The 17,767-nt window shown below is 48.7% G+C and carries 17 protein-coding genes; 13 read left to right on the top strand and 4 right to left on the bottom strand.

Annotated features, from left to right (window positions below; genetic code table 11):
• Together glgB and malQ are read right to left on the bottom strand one after the other, a co-directional pair.
• Nucleotides 1-2,193, bottom strand: coding sequence for a 1,4-alpha-glucan branching protein GlgB (gene glgB, locus M2404_RS11055; RefSeq protein ID WP_259239787.1), 2,193 nt, complete (start codon nt 2,191-2,193; stop codon nt 1-3).
• Nucleotides 2,194-2,269: 76 nt separating this feature from the next.
• Nucleotides 2,270-4,456: a 4-alpha-glucanotransferase gene (malQ, locus tag M2404_RS11050; protein ID WP_259239786.1), complete on the bottom strand. Its 2,187-nt coding sequence runs from the start codon at nt 4,454-4,456 to the stop codon at nt 2,270-2,272.
• 197 nt (nt 4,457-4,653) lie between these two features.
• Here malQ and gap point away from each other — a divergent pair, with 197 nt between their 5' ends.
• Together gap and M2404_RS11040 are read left to right on the top strand one after the other, a co-directional pair.
• Complete coding sequence (gap, locus tag M2404_RS11045; RefSeq protein WP_259239784.1) at nt 4,654-5,664, top strand: type I glyceraldehyde-3-phosphate dehydrogenase; 1,011 nt, start codon at nt 4,654-4,656, stop codon at nt 5,662-5,664.
• 94 nt (nt 5,665-5,758) lie between these two features.
• Nucleotides 5,759-6,607 carry a D-hexose-6-phosphate mutarotase gene (locus tag M2404_RS11040; RefSeq protein ID WP_259239783.1) on the top strand — a complete coding sequence of 283 codons (849 nt, stop codon included), beginning with the start codon at nt 5,759-5,761 and terminating at the stop codon, nt 6,605-6,607.
• Between the two features lie 32 nt (nt 6,608-6,639).
• Here the strand turns inward: M2404_RS11040 and M2404_RS11035 are convergent, their stop codons facing one another.
• Nucleotides 6,640-6,963 carry a hypothetical protein gene (locus M2404_RS11035; RefSeq protein ID WP_259239782.1) on the bottom strand — a complete coding sequence of 108 codons (324 nt, stop codon included), beginning with the start codon at nt 6,961-6,963 and terminating at the stop codon, nt 6,640-6,642.
• Between the two features lie 345 nt (nt 6,964-7,308).
• Here M2404_RS11035 and ccoN point away from each other — a divergent pair, with 345 nt between their 5' ends.
• From ccoN to ttcA, 11 genes are all read left to right on the top strand, one after another.
• A complete protein-coding gene (gene ccoN, locus M2404_RS11030; RefSeq protein WP_259239781.1) occupies nt 7,309-8,736 on the top strand; it encodes a cytochrome-c oxidase, cbb3-type subunit I in 1,428 nt (475 codons plus the stop codon).
• A 10-nt stretch (nt 8,737-8,746) separates the two neighbouring features.
• Nucleotides 8,747-9,358, top strand: coding sequence for a cytochrome-c oxidase, cbb3-type subunit II (gene ccoO, locus M2404_RS11025; protein ID WP_215397520.1), 612 nt, complete (start codon nt 8,747-8,749; stop codon nt 9,356-9,358).
• Nucleotides 9,359-9,363: 5 nt separating this feature from the next.
• Complete coding sequence (locus tag M2404_RS11020) at nt 9,364-9,543, top strand: cbb3-type cytochrome oxidase subunit 3 (protein WP_259239780.1); 180 nt, start codon at nt 9,364-9,366, stop codon at nt 9,541-9,543.
• Complete coding sequence (gene ccoP, locus M2404_RS11015; RefSeq protein WP_259239779.1) at nt 9,536-10,519, top strand: cytochrome-c oxidase, cbb3-type subunit III; 984 nt, start codon at nt 9,536-9,538, stop codon at nt 10,517-10,519. The genes M2404_RS11020 and ccoP overlap by 8 nt, the downstream gene beginning before the upstream one ends.
• Before the next feature lie 68 nt (nt 10,520-10,587).
• Complete coding sequence (locus M2404_RS11010) at nt 10,588-11,073, top strand: FixH family protein (protein WP_259239777.1); 486 nt, start codon at nt 10,588-10,590, stop codon at nt 11,071-11,073.
• 12 nt (nt 11,074-11,085) lie between these two features.
• Nucleotides 11,086-13,464: a heavy metal translocating P-type ATPase gene (locus M2404_RS11005; RefSeq protein WP_259239776.1), complete on the top strand. Its 2,379-nt coding sequence runs from the start codon at nt 11,086-11,088 to the stop codon at nt 13,462-13,464.
• A complete protein-coding gene (gene ccoS / locus M2404_RS11000) occupies nt 13,464-13,643 on the top strand; it encodes a cbb3-type cytochrome oxidase assembly protein CcoS (RefSeq protein WP_259239775.1) in 180 nt (59 codons plus the stop codon). Before M2404_RS11005 ends, ccoS begins: the two co-directional genes overlap by 1 nt.
• Nucleotides 13,640-14,314 carry a sulfite exporter TauE/SafE family protein gene (locus M2404_RS10995; protein WP_259239774.1) on the top strand — a complete coding sequence of 225 codons (675 nt, stop codon included), beginning with the start codon at nt 13,640-13,642 and terminating at the stop codon, nt 14,312-14,314. The genes ccoS and M2404_RS10995 overlap by 4 nt, the downstream gene beginning before the upstream one ends.
• Before the next feature lie 37 nt (nt 14,315-14,351).
• A complete protein-coding gene (gene fnr / locus M2404_RS10990; protein WP_259239773.1) occupies nt 14,352-15,065 on the top strand; it encodes a fumarate/nitrate reduction transcriptional regulator Fnr in 714 nt (237 codons plus the stop codon).
• A 98-nt stretch (nt 15,066-15,163) separates the two neighbouring features.
• A complete protein-coding gene (uspE, locus tag M2404_RS10985) occupies nt 15,164-16,096 on the top strand; it encodes a universal stress protein UspE (RefSeq protein WP_259239772.1) in 933 nt (310 codons plus the stop codon).
• Nucleotides 16,097-16,176: 80 nt separating this feature from the next.
• Nucleotides 16,177-17,103: a tRNA 2-thiocytidine(32) synthetase TtcA gene (ttcA, locus tag M2404_RS10980; RefSeq protein ID WP_259239771.1), complete on the top strand. Its 927-nt coding sequence runs from the start codon at nt 16,177-16,179 to the stop codon at nt 17,101-17,103.
• 15 nt (nt 17,104-17,118) lie between these two features.
• On the opposite strand, the gene M2404_RS10975 is transcribed toward ttcA, so the two are convergent.
• A complete protein-coding gene (locus M2404_RS10975) occupies nt 17,119-17,766 on the bottom strand; it encodes a DUF2987 domain-containing protein (RefSeq protein ID WP_259239770.1) in 648 nt (215 codons plus the stop codon).
• Nucleotide 17,767: the final 1 nt, after the last annotated feature.

Here is a 17,767-nt window from a genome sequence, read left to right as displayed (position 1 = left end):
CTAACCGCCGTGGCCCTTTTTACGCAAATACAGTGTGGCCAGTGGCGGCAATTGCAAACAAATATGTTGCGCCAAACCATGATACGGCATTGCTGTACTGTGTAACGCCGCCCCTACCGTATAGTTACTGCCCCAGTAATAGCTGCTGTCGGTATTCAGAATAACCTCGTACTCGCCGTCTTGCTCTACCCCCAGTAAAAAGTTATTCCGTGGCAGTGGAGTAAAGTTGCACACCACATATACTGCATTGCCATTGCTGGCGCGGCGTAAAAAACTCAGGATGCTGTTGTCGGCATCCTGATGATCCAGCCAGCGAAAACCTTGATGTGCATAATCCAGTTCATACAGCGGTGTACAACGCCGGTATGTGTGGTTTAAGTCGCGCAGCAATTGCTGCATACCGCGGTGTTTATCGTAACCCAGCAGGTGCCAGTCCAGGCTTTGTGTATGGCTCCACTCGCGGCCCTGAGCAAACTCATTGCCCATAAAATTCAGCTTTTTGCCCGGATGCGCAAACATAAAAGCGTAATAAGCACGCAGGTTTGCTGCCTGTTGCCACTCATCGCCGGGCATTTTATTTAGCAAACTGCCCTTACCGTGCACTACTTCGTCGTGCGACAGCGGCAAAATAAAGTTTTCGTTATAGGCGTACACCATAGAAAACGTCAGATCGTTGTGATGGTAACGCCGGTAGGCCGGATCTTTGCTGATATAACGCAGGCTGTCGTTCATCCAGCCCATATTCCATTTAAAGCCAAAGCCCAGGCCCCCCATATCAACGGGCCGCGACACCATAGCAAACGAAGTAGATTCTTCTGCAATGGTCATAGCATGCGGAAACTTGCGGTACACTTCGCTGTTAAACCAGCGGAAAAAGCTGATAGCTTCATAGTTGTGGTTACCGCCATCAATATTGGGGATCCACTCGCCTTCTTTACGCGAGTAATCCCAGTACAGCATTGAGGCTACGGCATCAACGCGCAGACCGTCGATATGAAAATGCTCCAGCCAGTACAACGCGCTGGCTACCAGAAACTGGCGCACATAATCTTTGCCGTAATCGTAAATACAGGAATTCCAGTCCGGGTGCCAGCCGCGGCGCGGATCGGCATATTCATATAAGTGGCTGCCATCGAACCGGGCTAAACCGTGGCCGTCTTCCGGGAAATGCGCCGGTACCCAGTCCAAAATAACGCCAATACCGGCCTGATGGCAGGCATCAACAAAGTATTTAAAATCATCCGGTGTGCCAAAGCGTGACGTAGGCGCAAATAACCCCAGCGGCTGATAGCCCCAGGAGCCATCAAACGGGTGCTCCATCACTGGCAGCAGTTCAATATGGGTGTAGCCCATATCCTGAATATAAGGAATAAGCTGAGCAGCCAGCTCTCGGTAACTCAGCATCTGGTTATCTTCACCACGGCGCCATGAACCGGCCTGTAGCTCGTAAATACTCATCGGGCTGTTAAGCGGGTTACTTAATTTACGGCTGCGCCAGCTATCGTCCTGCCACTGGTAACGGCTGTGGTCGTACACTAAAGAAGCGTGCGACGGATACTGCTCGGCATAAAATGCCATAGGATCAGCCTTGTGTGGCAGCAAATGGCCGTTGCGGTCTTTAATTTCGAATTTATAACGCACCCCGGCGGCCACTTCAGGCACCACCAATACCCAATGGCCGCATTGCGTGCGCTGCATCGGGTGTACGTGGCCGTCCCAGCTGTTCATATCGCCAATCAGGCTAACACTGGAAGCGTCGGGTGCGAATACGGCAAAACGGGTGGCATTAACACTTTTACCGGCTACATCCAGCGTAATTACCTGGGCACCAAGCTGGCGGTACAGGTTTTCCGGCTCATTGGCAACATAGTGCACAGCGTAAAAGGCTTCATCGGTAAACTGGTAAGGATCAAACAACGGGTACTGATATTCGCCATGTTTGACGGCCAGACGATAAGCTTCCGTTTTGCGCTTTTTGCTCAGTACCAGCTCGAATACGCCCGGATAATCACTGTTTGCTGCCAGCTCACCCAGTAACTTACCACTTTTAACAGAGTATGCGCTCACCGCAGTTGCCTGTGGCAGATATACCCGCAGTAACAACCCGGCGCTACTGTTATCCTTCAGCGGTTGCCAGCCTAATAACGAAAAGGGTTCTGCACAGTTAACCTGTTGTAATAACGCTAAACTCATTGCCTGTCCTTTTTAGTTTTTCTGTCTCAACCTTAACAGCCACAGCCATAAAGGCTATGGCTTTTTACGCCATTGCTTAGTTTGCAGCTTTACGCTGCCTGCTGATATCGGTAAACAACTGTCTGATATGCTGATTTTGGCTCCACTGCTCTATCGGCTCAGACAACTTACGCCGCCAGTTCGGGTATTCGTTGCTGGTACCGGGAATATTTACCGGTTGCGTCATTTGCAGGGCGTCTTCCAGTTGTAAACATAAAAGCTGGCTGGATGTTGCTGCCAGATGGCGCTGCATAGCGTAGTTTAACGTTTGATCCATCCCCAGATTCTCGGCACTGCGGCTGTAATCGCCGGGTAAACTGTGATGGCCGTGTAATGAATCCAGAATACGCTGTTTATTGGCATGGCGCTGTGCGTACAGGCCCTGCAACTGAGCTTCATCTTTATACAGGCCCAACTCTTTACCCAGGCGTAAATCTTCGCAATGCCAAAAGCCAATTAAAGTAGGTAAATCATGGGTTGTCAGTGTGGCCATGGCCTGTACCGGATAATGCGTTGGCGAGATATAGCCGCCATCTGCTGCAGTTTCAAAAAAGAACACCCGGTAAGAGTAGACATTGTACTGCGCCAGCAAGTCGCGGATCCCCTCAGGCACGGTACCTAAATCTTCTCCGATAATCACCGCCTGGTTCCGCTGACTTTCCAGCGCTAATATACCGAGCAAATCCATTATCGGGTAATACACATAAGCGCCACCACCGGCGTTTTCGGCGGTTTTGGGCACCCACCATAAGCGCAGCAGTGCCATAACATGGTCGATACGCAATGCACCGGCATGCTGCATATTGGCACGCAGCAAATCAATAAATGGCTGGTATCCCTGCTTATACAGCTGATACGGGTACATCGGCGGCAAGCCCCAGTTTTGCCCGGCAGGGCCAAGCGGATCCGGCGGCGCCCCGACACTGGCATCGCGGCAGTATAAATCCGGGTTGCCCCAAATTTCGGTTGAGGCCTCGCTGACACCTACCGCCAAATCACGGTACAGCCCCAACAACATACCAGCGTCTTTTGCCAGCTGTTGTGCCTGTGCCAATTGCTGCTGAGCAATAAACTGCAAATAACAGTAAAAATCCAGCTCAGCCTGATGTTTAGCGGCAAACGCCTGCACAGTATCCGATTGTGGATCGCGATATTCTTCCGGCCAGTTTGGCCAGCCCCAGTGCATGCTGTCTTGCTGATACAAATACGCATGCAAGGCATCATACAGTGCCAGTTGCTGTAAGCTGGTACCGCCATCGGCTTTAAATTGCTTAAAAGCGTTGCTCATAGCATTGTTATTACTATCTTTTTGCCCGGCGAACCATTGGTACAGGCTTTTCATTACCGGCAGCTTTAACTGCATTACGCCACTGTAATCAACAAAATCTTTGCTGCGCTGCGCACTAAGCTGCTGTTCAAAAGCCGGTGCAGTTACCAGGCTTTGCGTGCTGGCACACAGGCTAAAACCCGGCATTGCCGTAACATCTATATAGCTGACATTAAGCCAGCGCCGTGACGAAGGACTATACGGGCTGGCGCTTTGTGGCATTGCCGGATACAACGCATGAATAGGATTAAGGCCAATAAAATCGGCACCAACGCCAGCCAGGTATTTAACGGTATTGCTAAGATCGGTAAAGTCGCCAATACCCCAATTGCGCTCTGAGCGCAGGCCATAGAGTTGTAACGCGATACCCCATTGCTTTTGGTTTTGAAAACTTTGCGGTACAAAGCACTGCCCAGGCGTAATGATCAACTTTTGTGTAAAAGCAGTATCATTCAGGCTAAGCTGATGGTAACCGGCTGTCAGCTGCTGTGGCAGCACATGCTGATACTGATGGTATTCCACCTCATCCAGTACCACTACCTGCACCAGCTCACCTTCTACCGGCGTCAGGTTAAATACCTGCTTAGCGCCATTTTCTGCTGTCAGAGTAAAAACAAGCTCCGTATTGGCTTGTTCAAGCGTGACCTGCAGTAGCAGTTGTAACGGTTCATCAACGTGCTGCACTGACACAGCCTGCAATGGCTGCTGCCAAAAATCCAGTTGCCGTTCAAGTAATTGCAGGCGGGCAGTTTCGTCATCTTCAATGTCAAAGCCTTGTGCGGCCAGCAGTTGCAGTTGATGTTGTTCAGTTACCGTGCTTGGGTTTCCCCAGGCATCGTTAAAATCGGTTTCAATGCCACAAAATGCAATCAGTTCAGCCTGTAAGGTGGCGTCCATGAGAAATCCTTAGTCTGGTCAGTTAGCTACCGCTCATTCTAGGCGGCATTGCCGTTAAAGTCATTGTTCATTTATGTCATTAAATTACAGAAAAAACGCTTTACCCTTGTTTTAAACTTGAAAAATCCACTAAATAATGTAATTTTACTACACAACTTGTTTGTCTCATTTCAGAACATCTATCTAACGGGGTTAATATGACTATTCGTGTCGCGATTAACGGCTTTGGCCGCATTGGCCGCAATGTGTTGCGTGCTTTGTATGAAAGCAGCAAAAATTACGATATTAAAGTGGTTGCCATTAATGATTTAGGCGATGCAGCTATTAATGCCCACCTGCTGAAGTATGATACTGCGCATGGCATTTTTGCTGCCAATGTTGAGCACAACGACAAAGCTATTTATGTTAATCAGGACGAGATCCTAACGCTAAGCGAGCGCAACCCGGCTAACTTACCATGGAAACAACTGAATGTGGACGTAGTGCTGGAGTGTACCGGCCTGTTTACTGATCGTAAAAGTGCTGGTGCGCATTTAGAAGCAGGTGCAAAGAAAGTTATTATTTCAGCGCCGGCTAAAGATGTTGATGCCACCATTGTATACGGCGTAAACCAGCAGATTTTAACGCCGCAAATGAACATTATTTCTAATGCATCCTGTACCACTAACTGTTTGGCGCCGATTGCCAAGCCGTTAAACGATGCACTGGGTATTGAATCCGGCCTGATGACCACTATCCACGCTTACACCAACGATCAGCGTTTAAGCGATGTGTATCACACTGATCTGCGCCGCGCCCGTGCCGCCGCTATGTCGATGATCCCAACCAAAACCGGTGCCGCTGCTGCTGTTGGCTTAGTTGTGCCAGAGCTGGTAGGTAAGTTTGATGGCTTAGCCGTGCGGGTGCCTACGCTTAATGTGTCACTGGTAGATTTAACTTTTATTGCTGGTCGCAATACTTCTATTGACGAAGTTAACGACATTATCCGTAAAGCCGCAGCATCGGGCACTATGGCTGAAGTGCTGGCAGTAAACGACTTACCGCTGGTATCGGTTGATTTTAACCACAACCCGAAATCATCTATTTTTGATGCCACTGAAACCCGCGTTAATGGCCGTCTGGTAAAAGTAATGAGCTGGTACGACAATGAATGGGGCTTTAGCAACCGTATGCTGGATAACACCGTTGAGTTTATGAAGCACGTTTAAAGCGCTGCATACGCAAACAGCCAGCTTTATGCTGGCTGTTTTGTTTATAGCTACTTTTACTGCACCACATACTGGCAACAACCCCGAGGATACCATGCTAAATACCGCAATTAACCCGCAAACTGGTTTTGGCCATTTAACTGATCTGCCCTGCATTGCCTTACAATTTGGCGAAGCTTCTGCCGTGGTGTCTTTATACGGCGCTCAGGTACTGTCTTATCAGCCGCAACCGGGTAAAGATGTGCTATGGCTATCACCACTGGCGCAGTGGCATGATCAAATGCCTATTCGCGGCGGCGTGCCGGTATGCTGGCCCTGGTTTGGTCCGGTTGATACCCGGCTGAATCCGCAGCAGCAATCTTTAGCCAATCACGGTGTGGTAAGAACTCAGCTTTGGCAGTTAACCGGACAAAATATCAGCGCAAGCGGTGTGTCGGTAACACTAACCATTAAGGTAGCAGCGCTGCCCTACTACCCGGAGGAAACTACACTGCAGTTACAACTAACATTAAGCGATAGCTTAACCATCAGCTTAACGTGTAACGCTGCTATAACGCAGCAGGCAGCACTGCATAGTTATTTTAGTGTCGCTAATATCGGGCAAACACAGGTGCAGCCTTTGCCGCTGCAGTATCAGGACAAAGTTACAGCCAGCAATCAGAACAGCAATACGCCGGTCGCCACCGTCAATGCCGAAGTTGACCGCATCTATGCACAACCTGCGGCAATACTGCAATTAGATACCGGAACACAGCACCTTGAGCTTGGTCAAAGCGGCCAGGACGCGACGATTGTCTGGAACCCGTGGCAGGATAAAAGCCGTAGCACCAAAGATTTAGCCGACGATAGTTATCTGCAATTTATCTGCGTTGAAACCGCGCGCTTACAACTGCAAGATGCCGCGCCACTTCAGCTCACGCAGCAAATTAAGCTGACGCACTAAATTAGGCTGACGTAATAGTTAAGCACTGTTAATTAGCGCCAACTGGTGTGAAATTGTTTAGTCAGGCTGCGCGTTTGGCCATCGGTAAACCGGATCTCCAGTTGCAATTGCCACAACATATCAGGATCACTGCAGGCACCGAGTAAAAACTCGGCCTGCCATATTCCCTCGCGCTGCCTAAACCGCAGCGGCACTTTTCCCATATACATAGATACGCCGGTTAGCTCACCGCTGACATCAAGTACATCAGCCGCTGTCAGTTGCAGTAACAGCGGAGTTTCAACCGGCGCATGGCCCGGGCTTAGTTTAAGTTGTATTGTGTTCTCTTCCAGCAGGGTAAGCGATGAGACGGGCACTTTATCAGGCGGCCTGCAACCCCAAAGGCAGCACAACAACAGCAAAAAAAGATAAAATACACGCATAACTAACCAGATAAATGCTCAGGGTTGCCATATTGTACGCTGTTTTAATGAAATGCCCCAAACAGCAGCTACACTTGGTCATTTAATGAGCAGCAACTTTGTTCTAAATCATAAAACGGGCTGCTTTACCTATCTTTTTTGGGGTAAAACCCTTAAGATGCAGCCCCAAATTGGTAGGGTTAAACATTGCAAATACCGGATGTTAACCCTGCCTATAACAAGAATGGCTGCGCAAACAGCCTGTATCAGTAACCAGCACTAACTGCAGCGGAACTCAACATGAGCCAGACCAAATCGTTAAATGTTGACTACAACTATCGCGTTGTCCGCCTCTTTGCCCTAACCACCGTTTTTTGGGGGATTATCGGCATGGCGGTGGGCGTGTTAATCGCGGCCCAATTATATTGGCCGGCATTAAACTTTGACACTCCTTGGTTGACCTATAGTCGTCTTCGTCCTTTACACACCAATGCGGTAATTTTCGCTTTTGGTACCAGCGCCCTGTTCGCTACCAGTTATTACATAGTGCAGCGTACCTGCCAGGTGCGTTTGTTTGCCGAAAAACTGGCTATGTTTACCTTTTGGGGCTGGCAAGCCGTTATTGTTTCGGCGGTAATTACCCTGCCAATGGGCTTAACCAGCAGCAAAGAGTACGCCGAGCTGGAATGGCCAATTGATATCCTGATCACCCTGGTGTGGGTGTCTTACGCTATCGTGTTCTTTGGCACTTTGGTTAAGCGTAAAACCAGCCACATTTATGTCGCAAACTGGTTCTTAGGCGGCTTTATTCTTACCGTTGCTGCGCTGCATATTGTAAACAGCATGGCTATGCCAGTAAGCGCGTTTAAATCTTACTCAATATATGCCGGTGCAGTAGATGCCATGATCCAGTGGTGGTATGGTCACAATGCGGTTGGTTTCCTGTTAACTGCGGGCTTCCTGGGCATGATGTACTACTTTGTACCTAAGCAGGCTGGTCGTCCGGTATATTCTTACCGTTTATCTATTGTGCACTTCTGGGCGCTGATTGCGCTGTATATCTGGGCCGGCCCGCACCATTTGCACTACACTGCCCTGCCAGACTGGACTCAGTCTTTAGGTATGGTGATGTCGGTTGTGTTGTTTGTACCAAGCTGGGGCGGCATGATTAACGGTATTATGACGCTGTCAGGTGCCTGGCATAAGCTGAAAACCGACCCTATTTTGCGTTTCTTAATTGTTTCTTTGTCGTTCTACGGTATGTCTACTTTCGAAGGCCCGATGATGGCAATCAAATCAGTAAATGCGCTGTCGCATTACACTGACTGGACCATCGGCCACGTACACTCCGGTGCCTTAGGCTGGGTTGCAATGATTTCTATCGGTGCAATTTATCACCTGATCCCGGTGCTGTATAACCAGGGCCGTATGTATAGTATTTCTCTGATTAACACCCACTTCTGGCTGCATACAATCGGTGTGGTGCTGTATATAGTGGCAATGTGGATATCCGGTATTACCCAGGGCATGATGTGGCGTGCGGTAAACACTGACGGCACCCTGACTTACAGCTTTGTTCAAAGCCTGGAAGCGTCTATGCCATTTTACCTGATGCGTTTTATAGGTGGTGTGTTTGTAGTAAGCGGTATGTTACTGATGGCGTACAACGTTTATAAAACAGTGCGCGCTAAAGATGAATCACTACAACCTGTGCCAGCAGTAGCGTAAGAGGTAAATCATGTCGAACAAGAATCATCATGACAAAATTGAAAGAAGTGTTGGCCTGCTAGCAATCTTAACCATTGTTGCCATCAGTTTTGGCACCCTGGTACTGATTACGCCGCTATTTTTTCTGGATGAAACCACGCAGCCGGTAGACGGTATGACACCTTACACAGCTTTGCAGTTAGAAGGCCGTGATATATACATCCGCGAAGGTTGTGTCGGTTGCCATAGCCAGATGATCCGCCCGTTCAGGGCGGAAGTAGAACGCTATGGCCACTACTCTGTTGCCGGTGAAAGTGTATGGGATCATCCGTTCCTGTGGGGCTCTAAGCGTACAGGCCCTGATCTGGCCCGTGTGGGCGAGCGCTACAGCGACGACTGGCATCACGCCCACTTAATGGACCCACGTTCAGTGGTACCACAATCTAATATGCCAGCTTTTCCATGGCTGGATAAAAACGTGCTGGACGGTAAATACACCGCAAAAAAAATGCAGGTATTACGTAGCTTTGGCTTGCCATACACTGACGAAGATATTGAAGGTGCCGCTGCGGCTGTGGAAGGTAAAACTGAAATGCAAGCGCTGATAGCTTATCTGCAGTCGCTTGGCACACATCTGAAGTAATGCCCATGGAATACGCAACGATACACAGTATTTTTACCGTCATTTTGTTCGTGGCCTTTATTGCCTTCGTGATCTGGGCATACAGCAAGAAACGCAAAACTGATTTCGATCAGGCTGCTAATCTGGTATTTGAAGACGAACAAAAAGCACAACAAAAAAACAAACAGGAGTCAGATCATGAGTAGCTTTTGGAGTGCTTGGATCATAGTGTTAACCCTTCCGGTGTTGATCGGCTGTGCAATACTGCTGACCTGGAACCTGAAAAATTATGTCGGCGTACCCGAAGACGAAACCACCGGCCACGTTGTTGACGGTATTGAAGAGATAAACAACCCGTTACCGCGTTGGTGGACTTATATGTTCATTTTAACGCTGGTATGGTCGGTTTTTTATCTGGCGGCCTACCCTGGCCTGGGTAACTGGAAAGGCTTTTTAGGCTGGACAAGTTCAAACCAGGGAGTCAAGTCGCTGGAAGAGTCACAACTGGCCGTAACAAAAGCGGTAGAAGAAGGCCGTAATGTTGAGTTTGATCGCGAGATGGTGCGGGCAGACCAAGTATATGGCCCGGTATTCCAACAGTTTGCCAAACGCGACGTGTTAGATCTGGCTTATGATGATGATGCAATTAAAATCGGGCAGCGGTTATTTTTACAAAACTGCTCACTGTGTCACGGCTCTGATGCCCGTGGCCAGCATGGCTTTCCTAACCTGACTGACAACGACTGGTTATACGGCGGTACTCCGGATAAAATCAAAGAAACCCTGCTACACGGCCGCAAAGCTGTAATGCCAGGCTGGCTTGATGCACTCGGTGAGCAAGGCATTAAAGAAATGACAGCTTACGTGTTAAGCCTGTCAGGCCGCTCGGTAAATGAGCGTGATGCTGAAGCAGGTAAAGCTAAATTTGCTTTATGTGCCGCCTGCCACGGCCCGGATGGTAAAGGTAGCCTGGCGCACAACCTGCCATTTGGCGCTCCTAACCTGACAGATAATATCTGGTTGTATGGCGGTTCAGCCCGTGCAGTGGAAGAAACGCTTACTAAAGGCCGTAATGGTGTTATGCCGGCGTTTAAGCAAACGTTAGGCGAAGATAAGGTGCATATTCTTACTGCCTATGTCTACCGTTTAGCTAATCCGGAAAAACCTGCAGAGCAGCAATAAGTCACTTCGTTACTCTGTACTTATAAGCCCCGTTTCGGGGCTTATTGTTATTAGCGTTAAGGATCTCTATGCAGCAAGACACTAAACCCTGGTATAAACAGCTGTGGCCCTGGATTTTAATTGCCATTCCTGTTGCTACCGCATTAAAAGCCGTGCATTCCGTTTATATAATGCAGCAACATACTCCTGATCTGGTGGTAGACGACTACTACAAAGAAGGCCGTGCAATTAATATGCGGCTGGCCAAATACCGTGAAGCAGCACTGCGTAACCTTGACGCCAGAATACTAATTGCCGGCGACAGTGCCATAATACGCTTTGCTGAAAATACCGTGCTGGAAGGTGCCATACATCTGGATTTTTATCATACCACCCTGGCCGAGCGTGATTTTGCGCTGGATGCAGAGCGCAGCGGTGAGCTGCTTTATGTTGCAAAATTACCTATTACACCAACAGGCAAGTGGCAGTTAGTTGTATCTGACGCCTCCAAAGACTGGAAACTGCGTGCCACACTTGAACTGCCTGTTGAAACTGAAATTAAGCTTGGTTACTGACAGGGCGCATAAGTGAGTGCAGTATATTGCTTTCATTGCCATGAGCCTGTGCCATCAGGCACCTCATTTCAGCTTGAGTTTGATGCCAAACAGCGCCAGTTCTGTTGCGCCGGTTGTCTGGCGGTAGCCGATACCATCATCAGCAGTGATCTGGCAGACTACTACCGCTTTCGTACCGAACCTGCCAACCGTGCTAACGCTATACCCAAAGAACTTGAAGCTGAACTTAGCAGCTTTGACGCACCACAGGTACTGGAAGATATCAGCAACAAACAAGGCGGGTTGACAGAACTGGAGCTGTCTATCAGCGGTATGAGCTGTGCCGCCTGTGCCTGGTTAATTGAAAAACAACTGCGCCAGTTACCCGCTGTGCATCAGGTTAATGTTAATTCTACTACCCAACGCTGCCATCTGCTGTGGCGCGCAGATACCACCCCTCTTAGCGGCATTCTGAAAAGCCTGGCCAGTATTGGTTACCAGGCCAGCCCATTTATTGCCGATCAGGAAGAGCAGGTATTTAAACTTGAACTTAGCCGCTATCTGAAACGTTTGGCCGTTTCCGGCATTATGACCATGCAGGTAATGATGTTAGCCGTGGCACTGTATTTTGGTGAATACACCGGCATAGATGCATCACATCAGGGGTATTTACGCTGGATAAGCCTGTTACTAACGCTGCCGGTAGTGCTTTATGCTGCCCTGCCCTTTGTCAGCAGTGCCTGGCGTAGTGTGAAAGCCCGGCAAATGAATATGGACGTACCGGTTAGCCTGGCCATTTACTACACCTTCTTAGCTTCAGCCTATGCCACCGTGTTTAGCACCGGTGAGGTGTATTTTGAGTCGGTGTGTATGTTTACCTTTTTGCTGCAGCTGGGTAAGTTTTTTGAATACCGTGCCCGCTCCCGCGCACGCGATGCTACCAGCAACTTGCTGAAAATTATGCCGGTAACCGCTACCCTGCTAAAAGACGGCGAACAACAGGCCGTATCGGCCAGACGATTACAAAGCGGTGACTGCATTTTGGTAAAGCCGGGCGAAACCATCGCCGCAGACGGCCAGATTATCAGCGGCAACAGCTCTGCCGATGAGTCAATGCTAACCGGTGAATATACGCCGGTAAGTAAAAGTACCGGCGATCTGGTTATGGCTGGCAGTATCAACCATGATGGCCTGTTGCAGGTTAATGTCAGCCAGCCGCTGGCATCGTCCCGGCTGGGGCAGATTATTGCACTACAACAACGCACATTAAGCCAGAAACCTGCGGTATTGCAGCGCACAGACCGCCTGGCAAAGTACTTTGTTGAGCGTTTGCTTATTATAGCTGCCGCCACTTTTGCCCTTTGGTACTTTTGGCTGGACGCCGACCGTGCGTTTTGGGTAACGCTGTCAGTATTGGTAGCAACCTGCCCCTGTGCACTCAGCCTGGCTACCCCCACGGCAATTACCTGCGCACTGGCCCGGCTTAACCGCAACGGTATTCTGATCAAAAATGCTCAGGTGCTGGATGTGCTGCCCGAGCTGACGCATATTGTTTTTGACAAAACCGGCACCCTTACCGAAGGACGGTTTTCAATATCGGACGTTACACTGTTTAACAGCGATTACAGCGAAACTCAGGCACTAAACCTGATAGCCAATCTGGAAGCGTATTCCGAGCACCCTATTGGCCGGGCGTTTAGTTCCAGCCTTACCGGTAAACTGGCACTTGAACAGGTAAATATTGTTGTCGGTAGTGGTATTAGTGCACGGTTTAACGGCATGCAAATTAAAGTAGGTAGCGCGGCTTTTTGCGCAGTAAAACCGCAAGCGAAAGCAATGGTATACCTTAGTGCCGATAACCAGCTTATTGCTGCAGTCAGCTTGCATGATGCCCTGCGCCCTGAGGTACCGGCACTTGTGCGCCAGTTGCAACAACAAGGATACAAACTGCTGATGCTTACCGGCGACAGTTCCGATCAGGCCGACAAACTGCAACAGCAGCTTGGATTTGATCAGATGATTAAAGGCTGCTCGCCTGAGCAAAAAGTGGCAGAAATAACGGCACTGGTCAGCGCCGGGCATAAAGTTCTGATGCTCGGTGATGGTATAAACGACAGCCCGAGCTTTCATGCTGCGCATGTTTCTGTAGCTATGCAATCGGGGACAGATTTATCAAAAAATCAGGCCGATGTGGTATTGTTGCAACATAATATCGGCCTGATAGCCACCTTACTGCAGGGTAGCAAGGCTGCACAGCGCGGGATCAGGCAAAATCTGGCCTGGTCGGTTGGTTATAACCTGATTATTATTCCGCTGGCGGTTGCCGGTTTTGTTTCACCTTATATCGCTGTTATTGGTATGTCGTTCAGCTCGTTGCTGGTGGTATCAAATTCGTTAAGGCTGCTCAAATAATGAGTGTTATTTATGTACTGATCCCAATTGCTATTCTGTTTGTCCTAATTGGTCTGGCGGTGTTTTTCTGGGCTGTTCGCAACAAACAGTTTGATGATCTGGATAAAGAAGGCTTCAGCATCCTGTTTGATGAAAAAGCCGTAGCCAATAAAGATAAACAAGACCCACCTGCCCCATGAGCAATGACCTGCTTGCAGCATTACTGATAGGTTTTCTCGGCAGCGGTCATTGCCTGGTAATGTGCGGCGGTATTGCCGGAGCACTGCAACTTGCCATGCCGGCGCAAAGTACGGCGAAAAAATTTTTACTGCAACTGGCATTAAGCGCCGGCCGCCTTAGCACCTATGCCGTATTCGGCGCTGTAGTCGGCTATGCCGGTGTCAGTGCCATGCAGCTGGTCGGTGCTTCAATGCTGTGGCTGCGTTTGGTGGCAGGCATTTTACTTATTATGATGGCGCTATATATCAGCCGGTTATGGTTTGGTTTATTGCTGCTGGAAAAAACAGGTCAAAAACTGTGGCAATACGTACAGCCTGTGTCACGACGTTTGTTGCCGCTAAACTCCATAAGCAAAGCATACGCCTATGGGGTATGCTGGGGGGCCCTGCCCTGTGGCTTGGTATATAGCGCTTTAGGCTGGAGCCTGGCCAGTGGCAGTGCTTCTGCCGGCGCAGTATTAATGCTGGCATTTGGCCTGGGCACTTTACCGGCCATCTTATTAACTGGCGGTGCCGCACAGCTGATGAATAAGATTAAACGCCACACGGCTGTACGATATGGTGCCGCTGCCATGCTGGCTATGTATGGTAGTTATACAATATGGCTTGCTATAAAACGTATGGTTTTTTAAGCTGTTACTATTATCTATAAAAGGCAAGGATACCGTTATGCAACGTTCCGCCATTAACTGTCAGGACTGTGGGTTCAGCCAGCTATGTTTACCCTTTAGTTTAAACGAAAACGAGCTAACCCGGCTGGACGACATTATTCAGCGCAAAAAGCCTATGCATAAAGGTGACATGCTATTTGAAGCCGGGCAGGCACAGAAATGCCTGTATGCTATTCGTACCGGCTCTTTTAAAACCTTTACCCTTACCGATCAGGGCGAACAGCAAATTACCGGCTTTCATCTGCCGGGCGATATTGTTGGTTTTGACGCATTAAGCAAACAATTACACCCAAGTTATGCCGAAACACTGGAAACCGCTATGGTATGCGAAATTCCGCTGCCAAATCTGGAAACGTTGCTCGACCAGCTGCCGCGGTTACGCCAGCAGATTATGCGGCTGATGAGCGAAGATATTCAGGCTGATCAGCAAATGATGCTACTGCTAAACCGCAAAACCGCTGAACAAAAGCTGGCAACCTTTTTATCTCAGTTGGGCCAGCGTTACGCCAGCCGTGGTTTTTCGGCCCATGATTTTCGTTTAACGATGACCCGTAGCGACATTGGCAATTATCTGGGCCTGACAGTGGAAACGATCAGCCGCTTACTGAGTAAACTGGATAAAGAGCAACTCATTCAGGTAGACGGTAAACTGATAAGCATTAAAGACCAAACCGCATTGTCCAAACTGGCCGCTTTGACAGCCCATTGTTGACATGTACAGCGCTTAGCTTGCGCCAGCGCAAGTTAAACGCGGGCAAACAGTGCTAATTTGGCTACACTTAAAGACACAGTCGCAAAGTGGAGTAGTTTATGTCAGCTTACAACAATGTGTTAGTTGTACTGGACCCCAATGTAGAACAACAAAAAGCGCTTAACCGGGCCATAGAGTTAATTCGTTTACAAGGCGGCAAGCTCACCGCTTTTCTATCGGTGTATGATTTTTCCTACGAAATGACCACTATGCTGTCTGGCGAAGAGCGTGAATCTATGCGCCAGGCGGTTATTAAAGATCGCGAAATGTGGATCAGCGAACTAACCGAGCGCCATCGTGCCATCGGATTAAATATCGTTATTAAAGTGGTTTGGCACAGCCGCCCGTTTGAAGCCATAGTACATGCGGTACTGGAAGATAACTACGATCTGGTGATTAAAGGCACCCATGATCATGACGTACTCAAATCGATGATTTTCACGCCTACCGACTGGCATGTATTGCGTAAATGCCCCTGCCCGGTATTACTGGTTAAAGATCATGACTGGCCGAAAGCTGGCAATATTATTGCTGCTGTTAATGCTGGCAGCGAACAGGAACACCATTTGTCGCTGAATCAGCGTGTTATCGCCAAAGCTCTGCAGATGGCTACCATGTTAAGCGCGCAAACCCATCTGGTAAATGCTTTTCCTGGCACTCCGGTAAATATTGCCATAGAAATTCCCGAGTTTAATCCGCAGGAATACAACAGCACCATGAAACACCATCACGCAGATGCGGTAACAGCTCTGGCAAAACAGTTTGATATTAACAGCCAGCACTGCCATGTTATGGAAGGAATGCCTGAAGATGTGCTACCGCAAATAGCCACTAAACTGGATGCTGAAATGGTGGTTATTGGTACTATAGGCCGCACCGGCCTGTCGGCAGCCATTATTGGCAATACCGCCGAACACGTTATCGATCGGCTTGACTGTGATGTGCTGGCGATAAAACCGGCAAATTTTGTCTGCCCGTTGCAGAAAGACTGAGTTTTATCCTGCCGCACAGCTTTGGTATTGGCGCACCTTTGGCTATAATGTGCGCCATTTTTGTTTCTGGTAGTAGTGTTATGACTCACGCAGCGCAAGCTAAAGCTCAATATAATCTGAATAAACTGCATAAACGTCTGCGTCGGGGTGTTGGTCAGGCTATAGCCGACTTCAACATGATTGAAGAAGGCGATAAAATTATGGTGTGTTTATCCGGTGGTAAGGACTCCTACACCCTGCTGGACATTCTGCTAAACCTGCAACAATCTGCGCCAATCAACTTTACTGTGGTTGCCGTTAATCTGGATCAGAAACAACCTGGCTTTCCGGCTGATGTGTTACCAACTTATCTCAGCGGTATAGGTGTTGACTATAAAATAGTCACTGAAGATACCTACTCTATCGTTAAAGACAAAATCCCTGAGGGAAAAACTACTTGTTCGCTGTGCTCACGCCTGCGCCGTGGTATTTTATACCGCACAGCCAAAGAGCTTGGTGCAACCAAAATAGCCCTGGGTCATCATCGCGATGATATGCTTGAAACCTTATTTTTAAATATGTTTTATGGCGGCAAAATGAAGTCTATGCCAGCTAAGCTGGTGAGTGATAACGGTGAGCATATTGTGATCCGCCCGCTGGCTTATTGCAAAGAGAAAGACATTGAAAAATACTCTGTCGCACGCCAGTTTCCGATTATTCCGTGCAACCTTTGTGGCTCACAGGATGGCCTGCAGCGTCAGGTAGTAAAAGAAATGCTGCAAGACTGGGACAAACGCTTTCCTGGCCGGATAGAAACCATGTTTCAGGCCATGCAAAACATAGTACCCTCACATATGGTTGACAAAAATCTGTTCGATTTTGCCGGCCTGAGCAAGGATACCGAGTTAGCGGAACGTGATACTGCTTTTGATAAACAAAGTGTACCGGCCATTCCTGTCGGGCTGGTTAATGATGAAGATGACGATCAACAAAGCGATAACAGTGTTCAGGTTATCGCATTAAGTTAAACCACAGCCCTTAGATTACTTAATATTGCTGTTAATCAGTGGCAACAGGTAACTGGGCCGCTGGTTAAACAACCAGTGGCTGTCTTCCGGCAATTTGCTGTTAAGGTGAATAAGACAACGCTTTGCCTGACACTGAGTGGCAGCCAGTGTTGCGGCATCAAGCTGCGGCATTGTAACGTCTTCAGCAAACTCAACTATTACGCCGGTAACGTCAGGTAACCAGTATTTACTTAAGCCAGCCATATCATCCAGCAATGCATCAAACTGGCTGCGGTAGTGCTGTAACTGCGCCAAACTTAAGTCATTTGCCAGGCGCATGCGTGAACGTAACCGGAACTGCACCTGGCAAGGCTCAGCATTATCAGCCTGCAACACTTCAAGTATGGCATTGCTGTCTTTTAGTGCTTCATCGTACGGTAGGTTGATTTCGCCATTACCGGCAAGATCCAGAGCGATATCATGCCGGTCGCTTTTCAGTCCCAAACTATAGTACTTACAAGCCTGGCCACTGCGTGTGCCCGTCAGGGCAAATGCCAGGGTGATATCGCTATACTGCGGTTGCTGCAGCTTTTTCATCCGGTTGTAAAAGCCGTTGTAGTTTAGCAACAAATCGGCAGATGCCGGTGTACTTAGCACCAGCAACAGTAGCATCAGGTTACGCATA

The sequence above is a fragment of the Rheinheimera pacifica genome (assembly GCF_024809855.1).
GTDB classification, from domain to species: Bacteria; Pseudomonadota; Gammaproteobacteria; order Enterobacterales; family Alteromonadaceae; genus Alishewanella; species Alishewanella pacifica_A.
The sequence above is the reverse complement of the archived record's forward strand: the minus strand, read 5'-3'. Positions and strand labels throughout refer to the sequence as shown.